Source organism: Acidovorax sp. 100, from assembly GCF_003688355.1.
Classification (GTDB): Bacteria; Pseudomonadota; Gammaproteobacteria; order Burkholderiales; family Burkholderiaceae_C; genus Acidovorax; species Acidovorax delafieldii.
In genome coordinates, this window is the sequence record NZ_REFD01000001.1 from 453,388 (window position 1) to 470,899 (window position 17,512).

Annotated in this window: 17 protein-coding genes; 6 read left to right on the forward strand and 11 right to left on the reverse strand. The window is 66.5% G+C overall.

Going from position 1 to position 17,512, the window contains the following annotated elements; translation table 11 throughout:
* Positions 1 to 35: 35 nt before the first annotated feature.
* Together C8C96_RS02170 and C8C96_RS02175 are read right to left on the reverse strand one after the other, a co-directional pair.
* Positions 36 to 1,427 (reverse strand): histidine kinase dimerization/phospho-acceptor domain-containing protein, encoded by a 1,392-nt coding sequence (locus tag C8C96_RS02170; protein ID WP_121941276.1) that lies wholly within the window; start codon positions 1,425 to 1,427, stop codon positions 36 to 38.
* A complete protein-coding gene (locus C8C96_RS02175; RefSeq protein ID WP_056068151.1) occupies positions 1,424 to 2,128 on the reverse strand; it encodes a response regulator transcription factor in 705 nt (234 codons plus the stop codon). Before C8C96_RS02175 ends, C8C96_RS02170 begins: the two co-directional genes overlap by 4 nt.
* Positions 2,129 to 2,220: 92 nt before the next feature.
* Between C8C96_RS02175 and C8C96_RS02180 the strand changes: the two genes are divergently transcribed.
* Together C8C96_RS02180 and C8C96_RS02185 are read left to right on the forward strand one after the other, a co-directional pair.
* On the forward strand, positions 2,221 to 2,982 hold the full coding sequence (locus C8C96_RS02180) for a phosphatase PAP2 family protein (protein WP_121941277.1): 762 nt from the start codon (positions 2,221 to 2,223) through the stop codon (positions 2,980 to 2,982).
* Entirely contained in the window at positions 2,975 to 3,538 is a 564-nt protein-coding gene (locus C8C96_RS02185; RefSeq protein WP_121941278.1) for a phosphatase PAP2 family protein, read from the forward strand. The genes C8C96_RS02180 and C8C96_RS02185 overlap by 8 nt, the downstream gene beginning before the upstream one ends.
* Positions 3,539 to 3,611: 73 nt before the next feature.
* Here C8C96_RS02185 and pyk read toward each other — a convergent pair whose 3' ends face one another.
* The 5 genes from pyk to C8C96_RS02210 form a co-directional block, all read right to left on the reverse strand.
* Positions 3,612 to 5,048: a pyruvate kinase gene (gene pyk / locus C8C96_RS02190; protein WP_056743254.1), complete on the reverse strand. Its 1,437-nt coding sequence runs from the start codon at positions 5,046 to 5,048 to the stop codon at positions 3,612 to 3,614.
* A 108-nt stretch (positions 5,049 to 5,156) separates the two neighbouring features.
* Complete coding sequence (locus C8C96_RS02195) at positions 5,157 to 5,954, reverse strand: type II CAAX prenyl endopeptidase Rce1 family protein (RefSeq protein WP_233584132.1); 798 nt, start codon at positions 5,952 to 5,954, stop codon at positions 5,157 to 5,159.
* A 2-nt stretch (positions 5,955 to 5,956) separates the two neighbouring features.
* Positions 5,957 to 7,354: an aminopeptidase P N-terminal domain-containing protein gene (locus C8C96_RS02200; protein WP_121941279.1), complete on the reverse strand. Its 1,398-nt coding sequence runs from the start codon at positions 7,352 to 7,354 to the stop codon at positions 5,957 to 5,959.
* Positions 7,351 to 8,127, reverse strand: coding sequence for a nucleotidyltransferase family protein (locus C8C96_RS02205; RefSeq protein ID WP_121941280.1), 777 nt, complete (start codon positions 8,125 to 8,127; stop codon positions 7,351 to 7,353). The genes C8C96_RS02200 and C8C96_RS02205 overlap by 4 nt, the downstream gene beginning before the upstream one ends.
* Entirely contained in the window at positions 8,124 to 8,513 is a 390-nt protein-coding gene (locus C8C96_RS02210) for an S-adenosylmethionine decarboxylase family protein (protein WP_121941281.1), read from the reverse strand. Before C8C96_RS02210 ends, C8C96_RS02205 begins: the two co-directional genes overlap by 4 nt.
* 123 nt (positions 8,514 to 8,636) lie before the next feature.
* Between C8C96_RS02210 and tkt the strand changes: the two genes are divergently transcribed.
* On the forward strand, positions 8,637 to 10,718 hold the full coding sequence (gene tkt, locus C8C96_RS02215) for a transketolase (RefSeq protein ID WP_121941282.1): 2,082 nt from the start codon (positions 8,637 to 8,639) through the stop codon (positions 10,716 to 10,718).
* 88 nt (positions 10,719 to 10,806) lie between these two features.
* A complete protein-coding gene (gene gap, locus C8C96_RS02220) occupies positions 10,807 to 11,805 on the forward strand; it encodes a type I glyceraldehyde-3-phosphate dehydrogenase (RefSeq protein WP_099731861.1) in 999 nt (332 codons plus the stop codon).
* 112 nt (positions 11,806 to 11,917) lie between these two features.
* On the opposite strand, the gene C8C96_RS02225 is transcribed toward gap, so the two are convergent.
* Positions 11,918 to 13,021: a mechanosensitive ion channel family protein gene (locus C8C96_RS02225; protein ID WP_121941283.1), complete on the reverse strand. Its 1,104-nt coding sequence runs from the start codon at positions 13,019 to 13,021 to the stop codon at positions 11,918 to 11,920.
* A 373-nt stretch (positions 13,022 to 13,394) separates the two neighbouring features.
* On the opposite strand from C8C96_RS02225, the gene C8C96_RS02230 reads away from it, so the two are divergent.
* Complete coding sequence (locus tag C8C96_RS02230; protein WP_056068013.1) at positions 13,395 to 13,772, forward strand: DUF4398 domain-containing protein; 378 nt, start codon at positions 13,395 to 13,397, stop codon at positions 13,770 to 13,772.
* Positions 13,773 to 13,874: 102 nt separating this feature from the next.
* On the forward strand, positions 13,875 to 14,795 hold the full coding sequence (locus C8C96_RS02235) for an OmpA family protein (RefSeq protein WP_121941284.1): 921 nt from the start codon (positions 13,875 to 13,877) through the stop codon (positions 14,793 to 14,795).
* Positions 14,796 to 14,874: 79 nt separating this feature from the next.
* Here C8C96_RS02235 and C8C96_RS02240 read toward each other — a convergent pair whose 3' ends face one another.
* The 3 genes from C8C96_RS02240 to C8C96_RS02250 all read right to left on the reverse strand — a co-directional run bounded on the left by C8C96_RS02240 (position 14,875) and on the right by C8C96_RS02250 (position 17,442).
* Complete coding sequence (locus C8C96_RS02240; RefSeq protein ID WP_121941285.1) at positions 14,875 to 15,894, reverse strand: aldo/keto reductase; 1,020 nt, start codon at positions 15,892 to 15,894, stop codon at positions 14,875 to 14,877.
* Between the two features lie 58 nt (positions 15,895 to 15,952).
* The gene (locus tag C8C96_RS02245; RefSeq protein ID WP_121941286.1) at positions 15,953 to 16,561 is read right to left on the reverse strand and encodes a YdeI family protein; all 609 of its coding nucleotides are present in this window, start codon (positions 16,559 to 16,561) and stop codon (positions 15,953 to 15,955) included.
* A gap of 62 nt (positions 16,562 to 16,623) precedes the next feature.
* Positions 16,624 to 17,442 carry a sigma-70 family RNA polymerase sigma factor gene (locus C8C96_RS02250; protein ID WP_121941287.1) on the reverse strand — a complete coding sequence of 273 codons (819 nt, stop codon included), beginning with the start codon at positions 17,440 to 17,442 and terminating at the stop codon, positions 16,624 to 16,626.
* Positions 17,443 to 17,512: the final 70 nt, after the last annotated feature.

Below are 17,512 nucleotides of genomic sequence, written 5' to 3' on the forward strand. Positions count from 1 at the left end.
GCAACGCGGTGGTAACCGCTTGGTAACTCGTAATTTTAACCGGGGGCCGATACGGGCGGCGATGGCAAATCCAACCGGTAGCAGGTGGTAAACGGCGCTGGTGCAGGTGCTGCGCCAAAGTGCCCCCCATGGATGTCCGCCACGCGGCGCAGGATTTCATGCCCCAGATGCAGGCTGTCCACCGGCACCGCTGCTGTGCGACCCGCCGCGCTCCCCACCTGGTGGCGTGCCCCGTCGTCACACACCTGCAACCACGCGCCACCAGCGTCGGCGGAGCCCAGCTGGACCGCAATCTGCGTGCCCTCGGGCGTGTGCTTGAGCGCGTTTTCCACCAGATTGCGCACTGCGATGTCCAGCAACACCGCATGGCCGGGCACGGTGAGCGCGGGCGGGGCCGACAGGGCCAGGTCGTCGCCGCGTTTCCACGCCGCCTGGGCATAGTCGGCGCACACCGACCGCGCCAGTGCGCTCAGGTCCACGGGCGCCTTGGCTTCGTGCAGCTCGGCCCGGCTGGCGCGGGCCAGGGCCAGCAGCTGGTTGAGAACGTGACCCGCACGCAGAGCATCCTGGCCGATGCGCGCCAGCGACTGGGCCCGGGCCTCTTCCGTCAGCTCCCCCGCCAGGGCGCTGGCCTGCAGCGCGATGGAGGACAGCGGGGTGCGCAATTCGTGGGCCACCTCATTGGCCAGGCGGCGCTCGCGCACCATGGCGACCTGCTGGCGGTCCAGCAAGGTGTTGATCGATGCCACGACCGACTCGAACTCGTTCCAGGCATGGCGCGATGCCAGCCGCTGGGTACTGGTCGGGTCCAGCGCCGCCACGTCGGCCGACAGCGCGTACAAAGGCCGCAAGCCGCGCCACAGCGCGAGCCCCAGGGCCAGAGACACCACAGGCAGCAACCACAGACCGGGCTCGATGAGCTGTCCGGCAATGTCATCCGCCAGCTCGTCCCGCTCGCGCAGCTCCAGCATCACCATGATCTTGCGGGTGCGCCCGGCATCCCATTGGGAGAAGCTGCGCCAGGCCACCTTGTCCGGGCCCAGCGTGAGGTCGGCAAACCCCTCGGCATCGCTGAAAGGCGGCTCGGGCACCGAACCCGTGAGGGATAGCACCCGCCCCTGCGCATCCCACTGCACCACGCTGATGGTCTGCTGGTAATCGTGCGATTTGAGCCAGGGCGTAGGGGTGCGCTCGGTACGCTGCGGGCCTTGCATCGCCTCGGTGGCCCGCAGGTTGAGCAGCAGCGCGGCCACGCTGGCCAGGTGCCCGTCGGTCAGCTCGTCGGCCTCATGCACACCGGTCTGGTAGCCAATGAAGACGAAGCTGCCCCAGACAATGGCCAGAGCCCCCAGCGACCATAACAACAGTTGCCGGGTCAGCGAAGGGCGACGCGCTGGCGCCGTGCGAGGAGCGGTGGGTGCGTTCACGGGGGTTTCTCCTGCGGCATGAAGTAACCCACCCCGCGCATGGTCTGGATACAGGCACTGCCCAGCTTGCGGCGCAGGTGGTGGATGTGGACCTCGACCGCATTGCTCTCCACAGCGGCATCCCAGCTGTACAGGCGTTCCTCGATCTGCTGGCGCGACAGCACCCGGCCCCGCGCCTCCAGCAGCACCAACAACACGGAAAACTCGCGCGGAGACATTTCCACGGGTTTGCCTTGCTGGCGCACCGTGCGGGTCGCTGGATCCAGCTCGATATCGCCCAGACGGATGGTGGGCGACGTCCGTCCCGCCGCGCGCCTCAGCAGCGCCCGCAAACGCGCGTCCAATTCATCCACATCAAAGGGCTTGGTCAGGTAGTCATCGGCGCCCTGGTCCAGCCCCGCGATGCGCTGGTGCACCTGGTCACGCGCCGTGACGATGAGGACAGGCGTAGCGGGGTCCGGCAGAGCTGCCGACGCAGCCCCGGTGGCGGGCGGGCTCAGGCGCAGACGCCGTAGCAGTTCGCTACCGTCACCGTCCACCAACCCCAGGTCCAGCAGCACAGCGTCAAAACGCTCAGCGCGCAGGGCACTCCAGGCACTGGCGACGCCGTCACTGACATCCACCGCATAGCCGCGTTGCTGCAGATTGCTGCGCAGGCCACTGGCTATGCCCGCATCGTCTTCGACCACGAGTATTCGCATGCAGGCATTGTCGCAGCCCATCGGACAGGGGCGGGACAAGGGCAGCGCCGGCTTTAAGACGGCGTTAAGTACGCCCGCCTATCTTCCGGCACATGCAGCCTTCGCCCGTCACGCCGTCCATCGCGCCCATCACACCCCACGCCCCCTCTCAACGCCACACGCTGCTTTTCTGGACCCTGGGCGCTCTGGCCTGTGTGGTGGCCTGGGATGCCGCAGGGCAGGACCTGGCGTTTGCGCAGGTGTTTGGATCGTCCAACGGGTTTCCGATGCGGGACCAGTGGTTTTTTGTGCAGGTGCTGCATGAAGGCGCCCGCCGTCTGGGCTGGCTGCTGGTGCTGCTGCTGGCGCTGAGCGTGTGGTGGCCGCGCGGCTTTCTGCGCAAGCTGGACGCCAGCGAGCGCCTGCAGATGGCCGTGAGCGCCCTGCTCTCGCTGGCCGTGGTCAGCATCACCAAGAACCTCAGCGCCACCAGTTGCCCGTGGGACCTCGCACAATTTGGCGGCGTGGCGCGCCATGTGTCGCACTGGGCGCTGGGCGTGCTCGATGGCGGTAGCGGCCGCTGTTTTCCGGCGGGCCATGCGTCGGCCGGATTCGCCTTTTTGGGAGGCTACTTCGCATTGCGCCACAAGGTACCTTCGGCCGCACGCTGGTGGTTGGCGGGTGCGTTGCTGGCGGGGTTCGTCTTGGGTGCAGCCCAGCAGGTGCGAGGCGCCCATTTCATGAGCCACACACTGTGGACGGGCTGGCTGTGCTGGGTCACCGGCTGGCTTTGCGACCTGGCTGCCACGGCTCTGCGTCCACGCTTCCCGCATTTTGCCAGCACCACCACGCCACCGGACAGCTCCCATGCTTGAACTCGATCTGGCCCTGTTTCAGGCCCTCAATGCCGACGCCGCGACCTTGCCTGCCGTGGTGACGGTGGCACGGTGGGTGTCACAGCAACTACCCACCGCCATGGGCGGCCTGCTGCTCGGCAGCTTTGTGTTGGGCAACGCAGCGCAGCGGCGCGCCCTGGCGCTGGCGCTCGCGTCCATGGCCCTGGCGTGGGTAGGAGTACAGCTGTTGCGACTGGCGGTGCCGGCGCCGCGGCCTTCGCAGCTGGGCATTGGCGTCCAGTGGATCGAGCATGCCGCGCGCGCAGGCTTTCCCAGCATGCATGTGGCGGGAGCCGCCGCGCTGGCGGCCAGTCTCGCCCTGCGGCCGGTTCGCGGGCTGACCTGGCTGGCCGCAGCGGTCACAGCCGCCATGGTGTGGAGCCGCGTCTGCCTGGGAGTGCACTTCCCGTCTGATGTGCTGGCGGGCCTGGTCACCGGGGGGCTGGCAGCGGCGGCCATCCACGCACTGGCCGCGCGCGCACCGCGCTGGCAAGCAGCCCTGGAGCACAAGTCGCCACAAGGCAACTCGCACTGACCGCCGCCCAGCGCCGCCGGACTCCTGCCCGGGACGCTGCCCCGCAGCGGTGAGGGTGCAACCCCTCGATCGGTCAGCTGGCCACGCAGATCTTCAGCATGTTCGTGCCGCCGGGTGCGCCCATGGGCTCACCGCAGGTGATGGCGTACACATCCCCCTTTTGCACGATGTTGCGGCTCTTGAGGTGGCGCTCTGCCTGATCCAGCGCGGTGTCGCGGTCGGCACTGGTGTCCATCAGCAAAGGGCGCACGTTGCGGTACATGGCCATCTTGCGTTGCGTGGCCACCTTGGGGGTGAGCGCGTAGATGGGGATGCGGATGCTGTGCCGGCTCATCCACAGTGCCGTCGCGCCACTGTCGGTCATGGCGACGATGGCCTTGGCGCCCAGGTGGTGGGCGGTGAACAGTGCGCCCATTGCAATGGACTGGTCGATGCGGCCAAAGGTCTGGCCGGTGAAGTCGGCATCGAGCTGGTGGTCTTCCGCCGCTTCGGCCGCGGCGCAAATGGTGGCCATCTCTTCCACGGTCTCGAGCGGGTAGCGGCCTGCGGCCGTCTCGGCACTCAGCATCACGGCGTCGGTGCCATCCAGCACGGCGTTGGCCACGTCACTCACCTCGGCGCGCGTGGGCACGGGGTTGGTGATCATGCTTTCCATCATCTGCGTGGCGGTGATTACGACCTTGTCCAGCTCGCGCGCCATGCGGATCATCTTCTTTTGCAGCGCCGGCACGGCCGCGTTGCCCACTTCCACGGCCAGGTCGCCGCGGGCCACCATGATGCCGTCGCTCACGCGCAGGATGGCCTCCAGGTGCGGGATGGCCTCGGCGCGCTCGATCTTGGCGATCAGGCCCGGCTTGTGGCGGTACTCGGAAGCAGCCACATTGCACAGCTGGCGCGCCATTTCCATGTCGGTCGCGTTCTTGGGAAAGCTCACCGCTACATAGTCGGCCTGGAAGCTCATGGCCGTGCGGATGTCTTCCATGTCCTTGGCCGTCAAGGCCGGTGCCGTGAGGCCGCCGCCCTTCTTGTTAATGCCCTTGTTGTTCGACAGCTCGCCGCCCACCTTGACGGTAGTGTGTACTTCTTCGCCGCGCACCGCATCCACGGTGAGCACGATCAGGCCATCGTTGAGCAGCAGCAGGTCACCCGCTTTCACGTCACGCGGCAGCTCCTTGTAGTCCAGCCCCACGCCTTCGATGTCGCCCAGCTCGGTGCGCGAGGCGTCGAGCACGAATTTGGCACCCGATTCCAGCTGCACTTTGCCTTCGGCAAACTTGCCCACGCGGATCTTGGGCCCCTGCAGGTCGGCCATGATGGCCACCTCGCGGCCTGCGCGCTGGGCGGCCGCACGCACGGTGGCGGCGCGGTCGATGTGGTCCTGCGCCTTGCCGTGGCTGAAGTTCAGCCGCACCACGTTCACCCCCGCTCGGATCATCGCCTCCAGCAGCGCCGGGTCGCTCGATGCAGGACCCAGGGTGGCAACAATCTTGGTGGCGCGGCGGGTAGGCATGGACATGTCTCTTTTCTCTCGGTCGTTGGGGATGTAATCGAGTTTCAATTCTCACACGAAGCGGTTACATGCGAGTTACCCCATGCAGCAACACCGTGACTCGGCCTCTCAGAGCAGCGGAGATGACAGCAGATGCGCCAGCACGTGCGCAATGACCGCGGCCTCCAGGCCGTGGCGCGCATAGAGCCAGCCCGCCACCAGACCAAAGGCCGTGTTGCCCACCAGCACGAACACCACCACGGCCACGGTCAACACCCCGGCCAGCGCCTGCGCGGCAGGCAGATGCCCCACGGCAAACAACACAGCGCTGAGCACCACCGCCGCAGCCACCAGCCCCTTGCCGGGCCGCCCCTGACCACGCTGCAGCAGGCGCCAGCCCAGCCACAGCAGCAGGGTCATCACGCCCCAGCGCACCAGCAGCTCTTCGGTGATGCCGCCATACAGCAACTTGACCGCCAATGGCATGGCACTGGCAGGATCGGAGGGCTGCAGCGCCGTGGGCGCCAGGCGGGACAGCCCCCATAGCCACGCAGCGCCCGCCACCCCACCGCAGACTCCGGGCAGGAGTTGAGCCCGCAGCGCGGGCCCTGCGGGCCGGCCGGCCAGCCAGGAAGACATGGCGGGCGCCTGCAGGCCCACGCGAGGCGCCAGCCACACCCCGAGCGCCACGGCCAGCGCCAGGAGCACCGCCGTCTGCAACCCGCTGAGCACCAGCACGACCCCTGGTGGCAGCGGCAGCAGGGCTTCGTTGGCCTTCAGGGTGGGCAGCAGCGCCCAGACCACCGCCACCACGCCGGGCATGCCCAGCAGCCACAGCGCACCGCCCAGCCGCCACTTGCCGGGTTGCGCCGGAGCGCGCGCCGCGTCTGCCCCGGCAGTGTTGTCCACGGCCATGGTTTTGCCCACGCTCAGGCGCGCATCAGCGCTTCGATCTCGTCGGCCTTCACCGGGACACCGCGCGTGATCAGCTCACAACCCGTCTCGGTGACGATGGCATCGTCTTCGATGCGAATGCCGATGTTGTGGAACTGCTCGGGCACACCGTCGGCGGGGCGCACGTAGATGCCGGGCTCGATGGTCAGCACCATGCCGGGCCGCAGGATGCGGCTGGGGCGATTGGTGATCGTTTCGCCCGAGAGCGGGTCCTTGCGCTCGCTCACCTGGCCGACTTCGTCGGGCTCCACATAGCTGCCGCAGTCGTGCACATCCATGCCCAGCCAGTGGCTGGTGCGGTGCATGTAGAACTGGAAGTAGGCGCGCTTGTCGATCACGTCCTGTGCGGTGCCCACCTTGTTCTTGTCGAGCAGGCCCAGGTCCAGCATGCCCTGCGCCAGCACGGCCACCGTGGCGTCGTGCGGGTCGTTGAAGCGTGCACCTGCCTTGGTGGCAGCCACAGCCGCATCCTGGCTGGCCAGCACCAGGTCGTACAGCGCGCGCTGCGGGCCCGTGAACTTGCCGTTGGCGGGGAAGGTGCGCGTGATGTCGCTGGCGTAGCTGTCCAGCTCGCAACCCGCGTCGATCAGCACCAGCTCGCCATCACGCACCGGTGCGGTATCGGCCCGGTAGTGCAGCACGCAGGCATTCGCGCCCGCCGCCACGATGGAACTGTAGGCCGGGTACTGCGAGCCCGCGTCGCGGAACGCGTGCAGCAGCTCGGCGTCAAGGTGGTATTCGCGCACATCCTCCCCGGCGCGTAGCATGCGGGCCGAGCGCTGCATGGCGCGGATGTGGGCCCGCGCACTGATGGCGCTGGCACGGCGCATGATGTCCTGCTCATGCGCGTCCTTGAACAGGCGCATCTCGTCGAGCAGCGTGCACAAATCGTTCTGCTCGGCAGGGCAGATGGCGCCGTAGCGCACACGCCCCCGCACCACATTGAGCCAGCCCTCCACGCGCGCGGCTAGGCCGCTGTGCGTGGCAAACGGGTACCAGACGCAGGCCGTGTTTTCGAGCAGGCGTGGCAGTTTGCTGTCCAGTTCGGCCATCGAATGCGCGGCGTCCACACCCAAGGCCGCAGGCGCGGCAGCCGGGCCCAGGCGGTAGCCGTCCCAGATCTCACGCTCCAGGTCCTTGGGCTGGCAGAACAGCGTGCTGCGGCCATCGTGCGCCAGCACCAGGCAGGCGCCAGGCTCGGTAAAGCCTGTCAGGTAATAGAAGTAGCTGTCGTGGCGGAACAGAAAGTCGCTGTCCCGGTTGCGCGGACGCTCCAGCGCCGTAGGAATGATGGCAATGCCGCCGGGGCCCAGCTGGGCAGCCAGGTGCGCGCGGCGCTGGGCATAGACAGAGGCAGGCACGGTGGTGTTCATGGCGCGTCGTGAGAATAGGAATTGAGTTCGGCCAGCCGCTCTGGCGTGCCCACATCGGTCCAGCGGCCGGTGTAGAGCTGCGCACTGACGCGGCCATTGTCCATTGCACGGCGAAGCAGCGGCGCCAGCGGGGCTTTGATGCCGCTGGGGTTTCCGGGCGGAATGTCGCACCACGGCGCTGCAAACAGCTCGGCGCGCAACAGGGCGATGGTGCTATAGGTGTAGCGTGGCGCGGGGTCGTCGGCGGGCAGGTTGAGCGCCAGCCCGTCTGCCGACAAGCCAAAGTCGCCACGCGGGTTGTGCGCCGGATTGGGCACCAGCCACAGGTGGGCCAAATGATCGCTGGCCTCGAAGGCCGCCACCGCTGCGCTGTCGAATACGAAATCGGGCGCAAACACATCGCCTGCGGCCAGCCAGAACACCGGGCCGAGCTGCGGCAATGCACGGGCGATGCCGCCAGCGGTTTCCAGCGCGCCGCCAAAGTCCACCCCTTCGTGGGAGTATGAAATTGATAGCTGCTCAGGCATATTTTTCCTGCGCTTGGAGGCAAAAACGCTGGAAAAAAACGCACTGATCTGTTCGCCCAGCCATGCGGTGTTGATCACCGCCCGCTCCACACCTGCGTCCAGCAAAGCCTGCAGGTGCCACTGCAGCAGTGGCTGGCCCTGCACCTGCAGCAGCGGCTTGGGCATGCTGTCGGTCAACGGGCGCATGCGCTCGCCACGGCCTGCGGCCAGAAGCAGGGCAGGCACCTGATGGCGGGCGGCACTCATGCCGCCACCCCGCTCACAGAGCCCCGCTGGAGCGCATGGCGCTCCACGGTGGTGGGGTCGAACAAAGCCAGCAGGGCTTCCATCAGCGCACGCGCCTTGGCCGAATGGTCGGCGCCGAAATTGCACACATACACATCCAGCGTCACGCCGCGCTGCTCGGGCCACGTGTGCACGCACAGGTGCGACTCGGCCAGCAACACCGTGGCAGTCACCCCGCCGGGGCCATGCTCGGTGGCAGGAAATTCATGGAACAAATGCCCCACAGGCTGGAGGCCAGCGGCGCGCACCGCATCGGTACAGGCGCGGCCCAGGGCGGTAGCGTCCAGCAGCCATGCGGAGGCGCAACGGCAGCCATGGAGATCGGCGGTGAGATGCAGTCCTTGCATGGGCCGCACTGTAGTGCATTGCCACCGGGCTTCCTGCTGGCAGCCTGCGAATTCAGGTGAGCGCAAGCCACCTCGGTAAAATGCCGGGTTTCCCCCGACTCACCCACCCTGAACTCTCCCCCCATGGCCAACACCCAGCAATCCCAACAGATGGCAAATGCGATCCGCGCATTGGCCATGGACGCCGTTCAACAAGCCAACTCCGGCCACCCCGGCGCCCCCATGGGTATGGCCGACATGGCCGTGGCACTGTGGAGCCGCCACCTCAAGCACAACCCCACCAACCCCCAGTGGTTTGACCGCGACCGGTTTGTGCTGTCCAACGGCCACGGCTCGATGCTGCTGTACGCATTGCTGCACCTCACCGGCTACGACCTGCCCATCGGCGAGCTGAAGAACTTCCGCCAGTTGCACAGCAAGACCGCCGGCCACCCCGAAGTGGGCATCACCCCCGGCGTGGAAACCACCACAGGCCCGCTGGGCCAGGGCATCACCAATGCCGTGGGCTTTGCGCTGGCCGAAAAGCTGCTGGCTGCGGAGTTCAACCGCGAAGGCCATGCCGTGGTGGACCACCACACCTACGCCTTCCTGGGCGATGGCTGTCTGATGGAAGGCATCAGCCACGAAGCCGTGTCGCTGGCGGGCGCCTGGAAGCTCAATAAGCTGATCGCCCTGTACGACGACAACGGCATCAGCATCGACGGTCAGGTTGCTCCCTGGTTTGCCGACAACACCCCCCTGCGCTTCGTGGCCAGCGGCTGGAACGTGATCGGGCCCATTGATGGCCACGACGCCGACAAGGTGGCCGCAGCCATCGTCGAAGCCAAGAAGCAGACCGAGCGCCCCACGCTCATCGTGTGCAAGACACACATCGGCAAGGGCAGCCCCAACCGCGTGAACACCGCCAAGGCCCACGGCGAGCCCCTGGGCGCCGAAGAAATCAAGCTCACGCGCGAAGCACTGGGCTGGACCAGCGAGCCCTTCGTGATCCCCGAAGATGTTTACGCCGGCTGGGACGCCAAGGCCGCTGGCGCTGCCGCTGAAGCCACCTGGAACGAACGGTTTGCCGCCTACAGCAAGGCTTTCCCCGAGCTGGCTGCCGAATACACCCGCCGCATGCAGGGCGACCTGCCCGCCAACTTTGCGCAAGTGGCCGTGGACACCGTGGTGGCCGCGCACACCAAGGGCGAGACTGTGGCCAGCCGCAAGGCCAGCCAGCTGGCGCTGGAAGCCTTCACCGCTGCGCTGCCCGAACTGCTGGGCGGCAGCGCCGACTTGACAGGCTCCAACCTCACCAACACCAAGAGCACACCCAATCTGCGCTTTGACATGCAGGGCAACGTGGTGCAGACCGCGCTCGAAAACGGCCAAAAGATCGGTGGCCGCCACATCAACTACGGCGTGCGCGAATTCGGCATGGCCGCCATCATGAACGGCGTGGCGCTGCACGGTGGCTTCATCCCCTACGGCGGCACCTTCCTCACGTTCAGCGACTACAGCCGCAACGCCATCCGCATGGCTGCGCTGATGAAGCAACGCGTGATCCACGTGTTCACGCACGACTCCATCGGCCTGGGCGAAGACGGCCCCACGCACCAGTCCATCGAGCACGTGGCCAGCCTGCGCCTGATTCCCAACCTGGATGTCTGGCGCCCCGCCGATACGGCAGAAACCGCTGTGGCGTGGAGCGTGGCCCTGTCCAACCGCAACAAGCCCACCGCGCTGGCCCTGTCGCGCCAGAACCTGCCCTACGCGCCCAAACGCGACCTGGGCGACATCTCGCGCGGCGCCTACGTGCTGAGCGAGCCTGCCGACGTGGGCCTCAAGAAGAAGCCCGTGGCCGTGATCATTGCCACCGGCTCTGAAGTGCAGCTGGCCCTGAAGGCCCAGCGCCTGCTGGCCGACAAGAAGATCGGCGTTCGCGTGGTCTCCATGCCCAGCACGACCACCTTCGACCGCGAAGATGCCAAGTACAAGAGCAGTGTGCTGCCTGCGGGCGTGCCGCGCGTGGCCGTGGAAATGGGCGTGACCGACGGCTGGTGGAAGTACGGCTGCGCCGCCGTGGTGGGCATCGACACCTACGGTGAATCGGCCCCCGCGCCTGTGCTGTTCAAGCACTTCGGCTTCACCGAAGAGAACGTGGCCGACGCAGTGCTGGTGGCCATCGGCGCAGCCCGCCTGAAGCCCGCCAAGAAGGCCCGGTAAAACGCCCTTTGCCCGCTGCGCACCGCTGCCAGCGGGCGCGCGGCGGCCAATTCATGATTTCGACTTTGCAACTTTGAAGAGGCTCCCTATGACGATCAAGATTGGTATCAACGGCTTCGGCCGCATCGGCCGCAACGTGCTGCGCTCGGCCATCCAGAACTTCAGCGACATCGAAGTCGTGGGCATCAACGACCTGCTGGAGCCTGAGTACCTGGCGTACATGCTGCAGTACGACTCGGTGCACGGCCGCTTCAAGGGCACCGTGGCGGTCGAGGGCAACACCCTGATCGTCAATGGCAAGAAGATCCGCCTCACGCAAGAGCGCGACCCCGCCAACCTGAAGTGGAACGAAGTCGGCGCCGACGTGGTGATCGAATCCACCGGCCTGTTCCTGGACAAGGTCACCGCGCAGAAGCACCTGGACGCTGGCGCCAAGAAGGTCATCCTGTCGGCTCCGTCAAAAGACGACACCCCGATGTTCGTGTTCGGCGTGAACCACGACACCTACGCGGGCCAGGCCATCATCTCCAACGCATCGTGCACCACCAACTGCCTGGCTCCCGTGGCCAAGGTGCTGAACGACAAGTGGGGCATCAAGCGCGGCCTGATGACCACCGTGCACGCAGCCACCGCCACGCAAAAGACCGTGGACGGCCCTTCGAACAAGGACTGGCGCGGCGGCCGCGGCATTCTGGAAAACATCATCCCCTCCAGCACCGGTGCTGCCAAGGCCGTGGGCGTGGTGATTCCTGCCCTGAACAAGAAGCTGACCGGCATGTCCTTCCGCGTGCCCACCTCCGACGTGTCGGTGGTGGACCTGACGGTGGAACTGGACAAGGCCGCCACCTACGAAGAAATCAAGGCCGAAATGAAGGCCCAGTCCGAAGGCGCCCTGAAGGGCGTGCTGGGCTACACCGAAGACAAGGTGGTGGCCACCGACTTCCGTGGCGACACCCGCACGTCCATCTTTGACGCTGACGCCGGCATCGCGCTGGACGGCACCTTCGTCAAGGTCGTGAGCTGGTACGACAACGAATGGGGCTACTCGAACAAGTGCCTGGAAATGGTGCGCGTGGTCGCCAAGTAAGCTTTTTTGAGAAGTTGAAAAAGCGCTAGAAGCAACTACCCTGTTCAAGCCGGTCGCCTGTAAAGGCCACCGGCTTTTTTTCGTCTGCGCGTTTGTGGTGGCTTGCCCCGCCTCAGAGCATGGCAGCGGCAGGCGCCTGCGGCGGAGCGCTGGCAATGTGCACCGTGCGGGTAGGAAACGCAAATTCCACGCCCATGGCTTTGAACTCGCGCAGCAGCCCCAGGTTGATGGACTGCTGCAGGTCCATGTAAAGGTTGTAGGCCGGGTCTTCGACGATGTAGACCACCTCATAGTCCAACGAGTTGGTGCCCAGCGCCTTGAAATGTGCACGGTCAAAGCGCAGCTCCGGGTGCGCCTCGATGAGCTTGCGCACGACGCCTGGAATGGCCTCGGCCTGCTCGGGGGTGGTGCCATAGGCCACACCAAAGGTGAACACGATGCGCCGCCGCTCCAGCATGCGGAAGTTGCTGATGGTCTGCTTGAGCAGATCGGTGTTGGACATCACGATCTGCTCGCCCTGCAGACTGCGGATGCGGGTGGTCTTGAGACCAATCACCTGCACGGTGCCCGACACATTGCCCACCACGATGAAGTCGCCCACCTCGAAAGGCTTGTCCACCGCAATCGCCAGCGATGCGAAAAGGTCGCCCAAAATGTTCTGTACCGCCAACGCCACGGCAATACCGCCCACCCCCAGGCTGGCGATGAAGGCCGTGATGTTCACACCCACGTTGGACAAGATGGCCAGCAGCACCACGCTCCACAGCAGCGTGCGCAGCCCCCACGACATCAGCGTGGCCGAGGCGCTGACCTGCGTCATGCCGCTGGACGAGTGCCGCTCCACATAGCGGCCTACGCCAATGCCAATCGCGCGCATGCCCCACAGCCCCATCTGCAGCGCCACGGCGACAAACCACAGCTGGCTCAGACGGCTCTCCCAGCGGCCCGGCAGGTCGAGCAGGCTTGCGCCCACCAGCAGCGCCACCACCAGCATCAGCGTGCGGCTCGTGCCTTCCTGCACATCCACCAGGGTCAGCGCCATGCCACTGTGCGACTGCGTGGCCCACACCTTGGCGCGCCGGGTCAGCAGGTGCAGCACCACGAGGATGGTTGCGTAGGTGGCCACAGCCGCCGCCAGGGCCACACACAGGCTCCATAGCGGCACGCCCGCAAAGGTGGTCTCCTGGACCCAGGTGAAAAAGGTGGATGGCGGCATGCAGTAACTCTCCTCTTCGTTGTGTTGCGGTGATGGAGCGAGCGTGCGCAGCGCCCGCGCAGAGGCCCGGCCATGGGACGTGGCGTACGGGTGAAGGGCACCCGCAACAACACGCTGCGTGCGCGTGCTGTCATTGATCGAGACCTGGGGGAGATGAGAGTTCCCGAACGCAACAAGCCACTCTCCTTCACGCAAATGGTGGGCGCCTTGTTTGCAAGTGTTCGTAAGACATGCCCCACAGCAATACAGAGGCAGGGCCTACGCCTGCTTGCCGGGCCTGCCCCAACAATGCATCAACACCAGAACCCCCTGGTGGCCCGCCCGATACGTCGGCACGGCCTACCCAACCACCTCCAGAGGAGTCCACCACACCATGCATTCATCCGCATTGATCCGTACCGCCACAGCAGCACTCGCACTGGGCGCACTGGCCGCCTGTTCTTCCACCCCGGCGCCCACCGAACAGATGGCGGTCACCCGCACCACTGTCAACCGCGTGGCGGCTGCCCCGGCTGTGGCCACCAGCGCCCCCGTGCAGTTGCAGCAAGCACGCGAGAAGCTGATGCAGGCCGAAAAAGCGATGGCAGAGAAGGACTATGTGGCGGCACGCCGCCTGGCCGCTGAGGCCGAGGTAGATGCCCGTGTCGCTGAAACCCGCGCAGACGCGGCCAGCAATGCCGCCAACCTCGCCCAAGTGCAAGACGGTATCCGCGCACTGCAAGAAGAAATCAACCGCCGATCGCCCCGCTGAGCCAGCGCCAACCATGGTGCCACCGCGCCCCTGGCTTCGCCTCAGGCACCACACCGTTGAGGCCCCGCGATTGCCCCATCCCATTTCAAGGAACACCTGACCATGCACCGCATTTTTCATCGCACCACCGCCCTGTGCACCAGCCTGATTGCCGTTGGCCTGCTGGCCGCGTGTGCAAGCACCACGCCATCGCCTGCACTGGAAGAGGCCCGCACCGCAGTGGGCACTGCGGCCGGAGACCCCACTGTGAACCAGTACGCGCAGCTCGAACTGAAGCAGGCCACCGATGCGCTCGCCCAGGCCGACCGCGTGTGGGCGGACGACCACGATACATCCGAGACCAACCACCTGGCGTACATCGCCCGTCAACGCGCTGAGATCGCCACCAACGCAGCCCGCGCACGCCAGCTCGATGCCAACATCCAACAGGCCGGCAGCGAAGCCGACCGCATCCGTCTGCAGGCCCGCACCCAAGAGGCTGACGCGGCCCGCCTGCGCGCCCAGCAAGCCCAGCAGCAGGCGATGAGCGCCGAGCAACGCGCCGCACAACAGCAGGCGCAAGCCACCGCTGCCATGGCCCAGGCCAATGCGGCACAAGACCGCGTGCGCGCACTCGAAGCGCAATTGCGCGAACTCGAAGCCCAGCAGACCGAACGCGGCCTGCTGGTGACCTTGGGCGATGTGCTGTTTGCCTTCAACAAGGCCGAACTCTCGGCCCAGGCCGGCCCGCGCCTGGACAAGCTGGCGAACTTTCTCAAACAGTTCCCGGACCGCAAGCTGTTGATCGAGGGCTACACCGACAGCGTGGGTGGCGACAGCTACAACCAGGACCTGTCAGACCGCCGCGCGCAGGCCGTGCGCGATGCGTTGGTGCAGCGCGGCGTGGACAGCAGCCGCATCGCCGCACGCGGCTACGGCAAGGCCCACCCGGTGGCTGACAACGCGTCGCCCGAAGGCCGCGCCATGAACCGCCGTGTGGAGATCGTGATTGCCGATGACAAGGGCAATTTGCGAGGCCGTTGAGGCCCCACAAAAAGCCCCACCGTCAAGCCGTATTGAAGCTGCAGTGAACCTGCACTGAAGCCCACAAAGACCGCGCCGCCTACGCTGCGCGGTCTTCAAACGTTTCGGTATCGACTTCGCTCGCGGATTGTGCGTTGTAGCGCTGGCCCACTACCGTGCGCTCGTTGATCAGCGCATCCAGCCGCGCCATGGTGGCGGCGTCCAGCCGCACGTTGGCAGCACCCAGGTCGTCCTGCAAATGCTCCACACTGGTGGTGCCTGGGATGGGAATGATGTGCTCGGCCTTGTGCAGCAGCCACGCCAGCGCCAGCTGGGCGGGGGTGCAACCCACATCGTGCGCAATGGCTTGATAGCCGTCGAGCAGATTCAGATTGGCGGCATAGGCGTCGGGCGCAAAACGGGGCATGGCGCGGCGGATATCCTTGGCATCCAGCGTGCTCACATCGCGCAGATCGCCACACAGAAAGCCCCGCGCCACGGGGCTGAACGCCACAAAGGCGGCGCCCAGTTCTCGGCAGGCGTCCAGCACAGCAATCTCGGGGTTGCGCGTCCAGAGCGAATACTCGGTCTGCACCGCAGCAATGGGGTGCACCGCGTGCGCCTTGCGCAGCGTGGCGGCCGACACCTCCGACAGGCCGATGCTGCGGATCTTGCCCGCGCGCACCAAGTCGGCCAGTGCGCCCACGCTGTCTTCAATGGGCACCTTCTTGTCCCAGCGGTGCAAGTAGTACAGGTCGATCACGTCGGTCTGCAGGCGGCGCAGGCTGTCTTCGCAGGTCTGGCGCAGCGTGGCGGGGCGGCCGTCGATCACGCGCACCAGCTTGCCGTCGCCATTCACATCCACGCCCTGCATGCCGCATTTGCTGGCCAGGGTGAAACGGCTGCGGTGCTGCTTCAGCACACGGCCCACCAGGGTTTCGTTGGCGCCAAAGCCGTACAGCGTGGCGGTGTCGAACAGCGTCACGCCCGCATCCAGCGCGGCCAGCAGCACGCGTTCGCCCTGCTCGGCAGACACCGGGGCGCCATAGGCGTGCGACAGGTTCATGCAGCCCAGGCCGATGGCCGAGACGGAGAAAGGTCCAAGGTTTCTTTGTTGCATGCTGCGAGCTTACGGCAAGCGCGGCAACCCACCGGGTGGCTCGGGCTTGGAGGCTGGGCTAAGCCTTTGCAACGGGTGGCCGCTTCGCCCACAGCTCAATGCGCTCGCCCGCAGCACAGGCGGCCACCAGCTGCGCAAACCGCGTCTCCCGGGTCTCATCACGTTTGGCGGATGTGACCCAGTGCAGCATCACCTTGCGGTAGCTGGGCGGTGTGGACTCCTGAAAGTACCGCCACGCGGCCTTGTTGCGCTGGAACGTGCGTTGCAGCGCCACCGGCAGCTCGGCCACCCCCGCCTGCTCGTGCGAGTAGATGGCCGACCTGTCTGCCTTGCGGTGCGCGAAGGCGGCCAGCCCCGCAGGCGTCATGCGGCCTGCCGCCTGCAGCTGCTCCACCTTGGCGATATTGACCGCACTCCAGATCGACGACGGCTTGCGCGGAGTGAAGCGGATCGAATACGTGTGCTCGTCAATACGCCGCCGAATGCCATCGATCCACCCAAAGCACAGCGCTTCGTCCACCGACTCCGGCCAGCCCATGCTGGGGCGGCCCGAGCCCACCTTGTGAAAACCCACCAGCAGCTCCGTCGCACTGGCGGCGTGGCGCTCCAGCCAATCGCGGAACGCCTGCGGGGTGGCAAAGAAGGTGGGCGCGGGCTGCTGGATCATGGTGCTGCAAACGTCCTTCCGTCTTGCCTTCTTCCTACCAGTTGCAGCTGCAGGTGCGCGGGTCAGGCCACCACGGCGTCATGCACTTGCTCGGCGTGTGGTCCCAGCGGCACCACGCACAGCGTCACACCATCAAGCGTGAGCACCAGCCCCAACTGCCCGCCTACTTGCACCACCCCACCCACAGTGGCGCTTGCGTGCTGGGCACGCGGTGGCACAAGCTGCATCGCCTGGGCTGCGGCATGCACCGCCCCCGCGCTGACGGGCGGCTGGCGCAGCAGCGCCCACAGTGTCTGTGGGTCTCGCGATTGCAGGGACTGCAGGTACAGGCGCAGCACTGCTGCGTTGACGCCCCGGGGCTCATCGCTGGCTTCGCTGCACTCTGGAGCCGGCCGCAGGCGCTGCAACGCGCGGCGCAGTTGCTGACGGCTGGCCGCCTCAGTGCGGCCACTGGCCTGCGCCAGCTCTGCATGACTGGCGTCGAACACCGCATGCAGCAACACCGCAGCGCCGTCCGCGGGCGTTACATGCGCCACCAGCCGCCGCAGCGCCAGCATAGCCTGCTGCGCAAGGGCCGCATCAGCCTCCGCCGAGGGTGCGACCGTACCAACGACATCGCCGTGCGCGGTCTGCGTGGCTTCGGTCAACCATTGTGCCATCCACTGGCGCCGCCGCAAGCGGTCAATGGCCAGGTTGCGCACCACCGTCAGCAGCCAGGCCTGGGCCGCGTTGAGCACCGGGATTTTGGCTTCCAACGCACGCACATACGCGTCCTGCACGGCGTCCTCGGCCTCGGCCGGGCCCAGCAGGCGCGTGGCTGCGCGGACCAGGGCGCTGCGGCTGGCATCCAAGAGCGCCAGGGTGTGTTCGTCGTCTTGCATTGGGGCATGGTGCCACAGGCTAACCAAAAGCAGACCAGGCCAGAAGTGGGTGGACGAATACAGGGATCTG

Bases quoted from the DNA above. Each gene is read 5' to 3' on its own strand.
- C8C96_RS02175 (WP_056068151.1), bottom strand. From the start codon at position 2,128: ATGCGAATACTCGTGGTCGAAGACGATGCGGGCATAGCCAGTGGCCTG.
- C8C96_RS02180 (WP_121941277.1), top strand. From the start codon at position 2,221: ATGCAGCCTTCGCCCGTCACGCCGTCCATCGCGCCCATCACACCCCAC.
- C8C96_RS02185 (WP_121941278.1), top strand. From the start codon at position 2,975: ATGCTTGAACTCGATCTGGCCCTGTTTCAGGCCCTCAATGCCGACGCC.
- pyk (WP_056743254.1), bottom strand. From the start codon at position 5,048: ATGCCTACCCGCCGCGCCACCAAGATTGTTGCCACCCTGGGTCCTGCA.
- C8C96_RS02200 (WP_121941279.1), bottom strand. From the start codon at position 7,354: ATGAACACCACCGTGCCTGCCTCTGTCTATGCCCAGCGCCGCGCGCAC.
- C8C96_RS02205 (WP_121941280.1), bottom strand. From the start codon at position 8,127: ATGAGTGCCGCCCGCCATCAGGTGCCTGCCCTGCTTCTGGCCGCAGGC.
- C8C96_RS02210 (WP_121941281.1), bottom strand. From the start codon at position 8,513: ATGCAAGGACTGCATCTCACCGCCGATCTCCATGGCTGCCGTTGCGCC.
- tkt (WP_121941282.1), top strand. From the start codon at position 8,637: ATGGCCAACACCCAGCAATCCCAACAGATGGCAAATGCGATCCGCGCA.
- gap (WP_099731861.1), top strand. From the start codon at position 10,807: ATGACGATCAAGATTGGTATCAACGGCTTCGGCCGCATCGGCCGCAAC.
- C8C96_RS02225 (WP_121941283.1), bottom strand. From the start codon at position 13,021: ATGCCGCCATCCACCTTTTTCACCTGGGTCCAGGAGACCACCTTTGCG.
- C8C96_RS02230 (WP_056068013.1), top strand. From the start codon at position 13,395: ATGCATTCATCCGCATTGATCCGTACCGCCACAGCAGCACTCGCACTG.
- C8C96_RS02235 (WP_121941284.1), top strand. From the start codon at position 13,875: ATGCACCGCATTTTTCATCGCACCACCGCCCTGTGCACCAGCCTGATT.
- C8C96_RS02240 (WP_121941285.1), bottom strand. From the start codon at position 15,894: ATGCAACAAAGAAACCTTGGACCTTTCTCCGTCTCGGCCATCGGCCTG.
- C8C96_RS02245 (WP_121941286.1), bottom strand. From the start codon at position 16,561: ATGATCCAGCAGCCCGCGCCCACCTTCTTTGCCACCCCGCAGGCGTTC.
- C8C96_RS02250 (WP_121941287.1), bottom strand. From the start codon at position 17,442: ATGCAAGACGACGAACACACCCTGGCGCTCTTGGATGCCAGCCGCAGC.